The organism is Calditrichota bacterium, from assembly GCA_016867835.1.
Taxonomy (GTDB): Bacteria; Electryoneota; AABM5-125-24; order Hatepunaeales; family Hatepunaeaceae; genus VGIQ01.
On sequence record VGIQ01000120.1, the window covers coordinates 1 to 7598 of the forward strand.

The 7598-nt window shown below is 54.3% G+C and carries 5 protein-coding genes; all 5 read right to left on the reverse strand.

Features of this window, described 5'->3' with window-relative positions:
• Positions 1-1252, reverse strand: a 1252-nt coding sequence (locus FJY67_10265) for a hypothetical protein (GenBank protein MBM3329838.1), incomplete at its 3' end; no start/stop codon positions are given.
• Between the two features lie 114 nt (positions 1253-1366).
• Entirely contained in the window at positions 1367-1744 is a 378-nt protein-coding gene (locus FJY67_10270) for a hypothetical protein (GenBank protein ID MBM3329839.1), read from the reverse strand.
• Between the two features lie 250 nt (positions 1745-1994).
• Complete coding sequence (locus FJY67_10275; GenBank protein ID MBM3329840.1) at positions 1995-4397, reverse strand: hypothetical protein; 2403 nt, start codon at positions 4395-4397, stop codon at positions 1995-1997.
• Positions 4398-4803: 406 nt separating this feature from the next.
• Positions 4804-5295 (reverse strand): ferritin, encoded by a 492-nt coding sequence (locus tag FJY67_10280; protein MBM3329841.1) that lies wholly within the window; start codon positions 5293-5295, stop codon positions 4804-4806.
• Between the two features lie 331 nt (positions 5296-5626).
• Entirely contained in the window at positions 5627-6859 is a 1233-nt protein-coding gene (locus FJY67_10285) for a T9SS type A sorting domain-containing protein (protein ID MBM3329842.1), read from the reverse strand.
• Positions 6860-7598 lie beyond the last annotated feature (739 nt).

A 7598-nucleotide genomic window follows, 5' to 3' on the forward strand; every position in this document is an offset into this window, starting at 1 on the left:
ATGACCAGATGTAGTCGAGATTGTCGAAGTAGTCGCTATGCGCCACCGCGATGATGGTCACTTCGGTGCCGCGAAGGACCTGAAGGAGGGTGTCTTCGGGGGACCAGGCGATGAAACTGGGACCCAGAATGTCGGGCTCCAGTTTCATTATGAAGCCGTCGTAGTTGCCGTTTTGCCGCAAAGGAACGGCTCCGCAAACCACAAATTCGTCTTGCCGGGTAGCAACCACCGAAGCAAACGATGTCATCCCCTCTCCGAAGCGCACATCTTCAGCAAGGTTGTAGATGCCCCGCCACCTCACCGCGCCGTCGCGGTTGATGCGCAGTGCGGCGGGGAAATTGGCGTCGTTTACTCGACCGATTCCCGCCAGCAAGAATCCCCCGTCGCGCGAGCGAGCAATTGCTTCATAAACATCACGATTATATGGCTCTCTGTAAATAATTCGCCATAATCGCTCCCCATTGCTGTTCACCTTAATGAGCGTTGGTCCTGGATCCTGACCGGAATTGCGTCCCACCATAGCGAATCCACCATCTCTGGCTGAGGTCATAGAATAAAATGAAAATGGTGGAATATCGTTATGGAAATGCTCCCAGAGAATTTGCTGGCCATCAAGCGATACCTTAATCATCCAGGCGAATCTTTGCAAGGCGTTATTTCTTGGCTCGCGCGTCGCTCTAAATCCGGCCCCGACGATGCCGCCTTCTGCTTCTCTCAGAGTGTATATTTCGCCTATTTCTTCACGTTCATATCTATTATGCCATAGTTCTTCTCCCTCTCCATTGGTGCAAACCAAACCGGCATGGTAGGGAAATCCGGCATTCTCTCTGCCACCAAAAAGAAGCCTGCCGTCTTTAAGCTCAATAACTGCGTTGAATCGTCCCCCGACGTAATCGCCACTCCAAAGTTCCTCGCCTTCCCCATTGATGCGCATGGCATGTTGATATCCCTGATTGCTCCCACAAATGATAAAGTGGCCGTCGTCTGTTTCAATTATGGATTGTGCAGTGGCTTGCTCATCTCTATTATAGACGCGTCTCCATATAACATTGCCTTCAGGATCGGTGCGAACGACGAAAATGTCCCCCGGTGTCAACTGGCTCACTGATGGCGTATTGCCGGTGGCTCCACACATAATGAGTCCGCCGTCGGATACTGCGTAAATATCAATAAATCTCTCATGGGCATCGGCACCGTAATGATGCAGAAATGCCACCGGCGGCTGGGCGCAGAGATTGAAGGCAATCCCCATCCCCAGTCCAACTAGAACGGAGAATATTCGCATTTGATTTCCCGGTTGTATGGGATCAGAAAGCAGGCCGGGCGCCGAATGCGGAAGATACCTCATCGGCGCCCGGCGCATCACCTATAGCAGGTCGAACTCAACATCCAGAACATTCGGATTTTGGAAATTTACATTGTCACCGTCCTGGATGGTGGAGGGATTGAACCGGGTTGTCGGCGTTGCTACCACTTCCCAAGTGACCGAGGCAGCGTCAGGCGCGAAATCGACCTCGTAGAAGGCCTGATTGCCGATTACATCGTCCAGCACCATCGGCACCTCGTCGAGGATGGCGCCGAATTGATCGCAGGTGATGACGGTTAGGCTGACACCTTGGTCGCCGTCATCGTCGTTAACGATCGCTGAGAAGGGAACCGCCATTGCTTCTCCCGGCGCAGCGAAGAGGGTGAGGGCCGCCAGCAGCACCAGCGCTGCCAGCGACAGATTCGTTCTCGGGCTCATACCATTCTCCAGTCAGTTTGGATTGATAGTGTGCCCGGGCTTCTTAAGCCCGAGCCGTAGCCCGAGCCGTAGCCCGAGGCAAGGTTTTCACAAAATACGGCTGCAAGAGGAAGTTGTCAAGGGTTTTTGCGAGCCCGCCCATAAATAGTTTGCCCGCAGATACGAGCCATTCCGCCACCATGCAAACGGGCACGAAACGCCTGCGGCGGCATCGGCCCCTACGTTAACACCCATGAAACGTCCTGCAAGACTACCTCATCATGACCGCCTTGACAGCGAGGGACTTGGTGCCGGCCTGAAGGCGGAGGAAATAGATGCCGGAGGGAAGTGTGAAAGTGTGAAAGTGTGAAAGTGTGAAAGTATGGCTTCCGGGCGATAGCGGGCCGTCGTGCAAGCGGAGCACTTCCCGGCCGTCGATCGCGTAGAGGCCGATCCGGACAGGCATGAGACCCCCTACCTGTGCACTTGGAGGGCGGACATTCTTGTCCGCCCTTTGGGCAGGCAGGAATGCCTTCCCTCCAAGATCAATCGTCACCGTCACCTGATCGTTGAAGGGATTAGGTGCAATCGTAAGCGAGAGGGGATCATCATCCCCGCTTCCCTCCTCGTCATCCTCGCTTTCCCCCTCGTCATCTCCGCGCAAGCGGGGATCCAGTCCCGCACTTAGAGAATGGACATTCACCACCCATCTTTGCACATCCTCCTCCCATTCTTCCTCGCTCACCCGCTCCCGCGCATATCCGCTCACGACGTATCTGCCGGTGTCATCAAACGAAATGGACAAAATAGACGAAATGGACAGAGTATCTTCTTCCCCGCCCAGCGTCCACCAAAACTCGATGGAATCGTTGTTGGCATTAAAGGGAATCAACTCGAATGCAAATTGCTGATCCGGCTCAAGATCAACGGCTTGTCGCAGCGGTCGATAAGCCCTAATGACACCTCGGACATCGATCCGCCAGAGCAAGCTGTCATGAACAACTTGATCAGTTACGACGACCTTCAGGTCATAGCGGCCGGTGCGGTCGAAGAGCAAGTAAATCTGCCGCTCCAGGCCGCCAACATCATTCCACTCAAGCGCAGAATGGTCAAAGAGCCGCCACCGCGCAGATACTGCCTCCAAATCGCCAATATACCGGACGTCAACTCCAAATTCGACTTCCGAATTGCGGCGAAGGACGAGATTTAGAGTATCAGGTTGCGAGGCCGAGATGTAGAGATCGGTGACCGTCACCCGCCAGGTGAGAGCAATCAAATACATATCGGTATAAGCCTGGCAGACGACACGTTGGACGCCGAGCGAATCGAACCGGATGGTTGTCGAATCGTCGAGCGAGACCAAAGTATCATTCAGAGTCCAGCGATAGGCTATATCAAGTTGATCCGGGCCATGCACGACAACACTGAAATCGACCGAATCGCCCGGAAGAACAGAAAACATGGTATCCCGCGGCGTCCATTCGACAAATTGCGGAGGAATGAACTCCGGCTCAAGTTTCATGAGCAGGCCGTTCTTGCCTCCGCGGAAGCCATCCTGCGTGACCATTCCGGCGCCAATAAGTGAATTGTCGTGCCCCAGTATGACCGCCATAAAGTAATTGACGTCCTGCTGGACGCCTTCCAGATATTCGCGCAAATCATAGACTTCAGACCAGGAAATGGTGCCGTCTTCGCGCAGCCGCAGGGCGCGGGGTTGCGTCACCTGGGCATCGCCGCGGGCAGCATCCCAACCGACCAGCATATAGCCGGTCGGGAAGGCGCGCGAAATGCTCCGCGTCTCGTCGTCATAGACGATGTCCATGCGCTGCCACGTGACCATTTCACCATCGGGGTCGATGACCATCCAAAGATGATCCTGACCGCTTTGCCCATCGCCCCGCCAGAACTGCCCGCCGCAAACAAAACCACCGCCATCCGGAATCGTTACCATACCGTAGGAATATTGATTCTCCTGGGGGTGATGGTAGTTGAGCCAGATGGTATTGCCCTCAAAGTCGGTCTTCGCTATCAACAACCGCCAGATCGGCTGATTGTTGGCAAAATAACCCCGACCAGAGGCGACGATTCCTTCCCCGGCTTCCTTGAGCGAAGTGAACGAATCGGAGGTTCCTTCGCCGAAACGATCATCCCAAATAGGATCGCCGTCGCGACTGATGCAGAGGAGAAAAGCGCGTCCGGAGGCGCCGCCGCAAAGGACATAACTGCCGTTCTTTAGTTCGATGACGGCTTGAGCCGTGCCGGCGAAGTAGGTGCGAGACCAGATGAGGGCTCCATCTTCATCGAAGAGGGTTGCCAGGACGTTGCCGTCCGATCTGCCAACCACGAGATACTCGGCGTCATCGGTCTCGATCACGGCATTGGCATCGTCCATACGATCCACCGCGCCCCAGGTGCGCGTCCAAATCAGGCGTCCGGCATCATCGACCTTAAGCAGTATGTTGTCTTGAGTCGTGTCCGGAGTTACCCAGCGGCCCTTGGTGACGCCGCAGGCGACGTAGTTCCCATCGGAGGAGGCATAGATGTCCATCAGCCGTTCGATCCGGCCCAAATCGTAGGAATGAACCCATTCGACGGCCGGTTGGGCAAGAATCGACTGCACTGCACCGAGCAACAGCCCCGTCAACACCGATAATGGTAATCCGAGTCTGTCCATTGCTCATACCTTTAATTGATATTGCTCAGTGCAGAAAGTTCTTGCAATATCATGCTGAATAGAGTGAAGCATCTCGTCTGGATGAGACCCTTTGCTTCGTTCAGGGTGACAAAATGTTACTGCACCAATTACTAAGCAGTGCATATTATTGTGGTATCGTCCTGTAGGACCGGCATTCCTGCCTGTTCTTAAGACAGACAAGAATGTCTGTCTTATTAGGAGGTGCAGATTATTGTTGCCGTTCTTGGAGGGCGGACATTCCTGTCCGCCCTGATGAAGAGTTCCTATCGGGCAAGGGCGGACAAGAATGTCCGCCCTCCAAGTCAACTCTTTTCTGCACTGATTAATACTGACGATATTGTTAGTTGCACTGATTAATAACAGCAATCTATTGTAGCAATCTACGTCAACTTCGCTCCCCGAGGGCGCGGTCCATGATCATCAAGCCTGCCGGGTGGTCGGCAATTGCCTTAAGTTTCTGGATGATGCCGTCGAACAGCGCTTCCTCCTCGACCTGCTCGGCGACGAACCACTGCAGGAAGTGGACGGTCGCGTGATCGTTCTTCTTCTGTGCCAATTCGACGAGCGCCGCGATGTGCGCCGAGACTTCAACTTCGGCAGCCAGGCCGGCTTCGAAGGCGGCGAGCGGCGTCTTCCAGTCGGCCGGCGGTTTCGGAACGGCGTCGATCGTAGCGCGAGAGCGGCGTTGGTAGAGGTAGTCGTAGAACTTCAGCGCGTGAGTGCGCTCCTCAGCCGAGTGGACGCGGAACCAGTGCGCAAAACCTTCGAGGTTGCGAGCCTGACAGGATGCGGCCATCGCGAGGTAGAGGTTGGCTGAATAGAACTCGCGGTTGAGTTGGTCATTCAGCGCTTTGGCGAGAGATTTGTCGAGAGTCATTGTAAATGTGGAATGTAGATTTCTTGTGCCGTCGGGTGTCCTCACCCAACGGCATGCTATTGCAAATAATAGACCACTGGTGTCAGGTGAGGACACCTGACACCACAGATGTAGATTAAATGTGCCGTCGGGTGCCCTCACCCGACGGCATGCTATTGCAAATAATAGACCACTGGTGTCAGGTGAGGACACCCGACACCACAGAATGTAGATTGAATGTGCCGTCGGGTGTCCTCACCCGACGGCATGCGATTGTAAATAAAAGACCACTGGTGTCAGGTGAGGACACCCGACACCACAGAATGTAGATTCGCCCCTACCGCGCCCGCCCCTACCGCACCAGCGCCAACTTGCGCTGCAGCGACACGCCCTCCGCCTCGAGCCTTAAGAAATAGATGCCATTCGGCAGCCCGCCGGCATCGAAAACGACGCTCCGCTGACCGGCAGCGATGACTTCCTGCGGCGTCAGGTTGCGCACCATGCGGCCCAGATGGTCGAAGAGGCGAAGATTGATCTCACCGGTGGCTCCCCGATTCATATCACCGGTGGCTCCCCGATTTATCGGGGGCACATCGAACCGGATCAAAGTCGTGCTGTTGAACGGGTTAGGATACGGCTCGTGAAGGGCATAATCTTCAGGAACGACCTCCGTTTCCTTGCTGTCCTTCGTGTTGAGAGAGACCTCCAGGAAGGCGTCGGTTTCATAGGTAAGGTGCTCAAGTGCCCGAGTGCTCGAGTGCTCAAGTGCGATGGGGGACTCGGTCTGCCCGTCCCACAATTTGAAGGTGAGCGCTTCACCCTCGACCGCCCCGTCGATCTCAGGGGTGGTCGGGTCGTCGCCCCAGACGGCAAGACCAATGCGATTTTGGATTTTGGATTTTGGATTTTGGATTGTCGCGGCCCCGACGCAATGCCCGTCCTCTGTGAACGCTCCTATCTCCAATTCTACATTCTCCATTCTCCATTCTACATTCAAAAGCACCGACATATTCCTCCCCGTCCGCTCAACAGGCTGGAAGTGGGTAACGCCGCCATCCTGGCGGCTTTCCATTGCCGGCAGGATGCCGGCGATACGATCCCCTGCCGGATAGACCAGTTCCCCCGCGCCATCGACTTTCACCTGATAACCCTTGCCGCGGGTCAGGCTCCCCATATTGCTGAAACCTGCCGCGGGCCGGTAAAACCGCCCCTGCTCGTCCTTGGCGATGACCAGGTTGTCAAGCGATGCGAAGGCGTCCGGCGCGGGGAGGTTCTCTTCGGGGAAGTAGGCGACGAGGTTCCAGCCTTCGCGAAGGGGGATCGGCGTGTCGGGCGCGACGGGAACGTTGACGATGACGAGCGTGTCGGAGTTGTTAAGTTTGGCTTGATAGCCCTGCCGGACGTCGAACGGCTGCATATTGTTGAAGACGCCGGGGCGGTAGAAGCGCCCGGACTGGTCTTTCACGAGGTAGAGGTTGTTCCGCGCGACGACGTCAGTGAAGACGGCAGGAAAGGCGGGATTTGCAGGAGGACAGACGGAAGAAAAGAGAATCCAGCCGTGGCGGAGAGGGACAGAATATGTCACGCGTCTATCTTCACCTACAGCAGCCAAATATATATCTGACTCAGCGCCACCTCCGATAAACTCAGCAATACCAGCGATTACAATGTTATCATTAGGTGTAACAAGCGCTGAAATTGCAATTTCATGATGATTCCCGCGATTGGACCATGACCAAAGGGAATCCCCATTAGCATCGATCGATAAAATGAATAGATCATAGTTAAGATTCTGTCCGATTGGAGTAACATTTCCAATAACATAAATTTCATCATCAAGAACGATTGCTGTCCTCGCGTATTCAGATAAATCTGTTCCATAAGTTCGTGTCCAATTCACTTCACCATTTATAGAAACACTTGATATCATTATGTCGTAATTATCTTGGTTATAAGTTTCCCCAAAAGCCATCACATTATCTTGGTCATATTTAATTGCATAATGGAATTGGTCGTAAGACCGCCCTCCAATTGCGATAGACCAAAGCGAGTCTCCAGCATCGTCAGTTCTCACTATGTATCCGTCTCTTTGGCCCTCGCCATAAGAGGTAGTGCTACCAACTATTAATCAGTGCAATAAATTATAGACTTTTGGTTATGGATTTTGTATCTTGTTTCTATGGAGAAACAAGACGCTAGGTCGCTTCCTCCGGCAGCCCAGGAAGCGCTTAGACACCGGGCTGTCCAAGCAGTGCTGCGGGGAGAACGCCAAACTGCTGTCGCCAAGACTTTTGGCTTGTCCAGAGCCGCTGTCGCCAAATGGG

Coding starts and splice junctions, on each gene's coding strand:
- FJY67_10270 (MBM3329839.1), bottom strand. CDS start 1,744: ATGAGCCCGAGAACGAATCTGTCGCTGGCAGCGCTGGTGCTGCTGGCG.
- FJY67_10275 (MBM3329840.1), bottom strand. CDS start 4,397: ATGGACAGACTCGGATTACCATTATCGGTGTTGACGGGGCTGTTGCTC.
- FJY67_10280 (MBM3329841.1), bottom strand. CDS start 5,295: ATGACTCTCGACAAATCTCTCGCCAAAGCGCTGAATGACCAACTCAAC.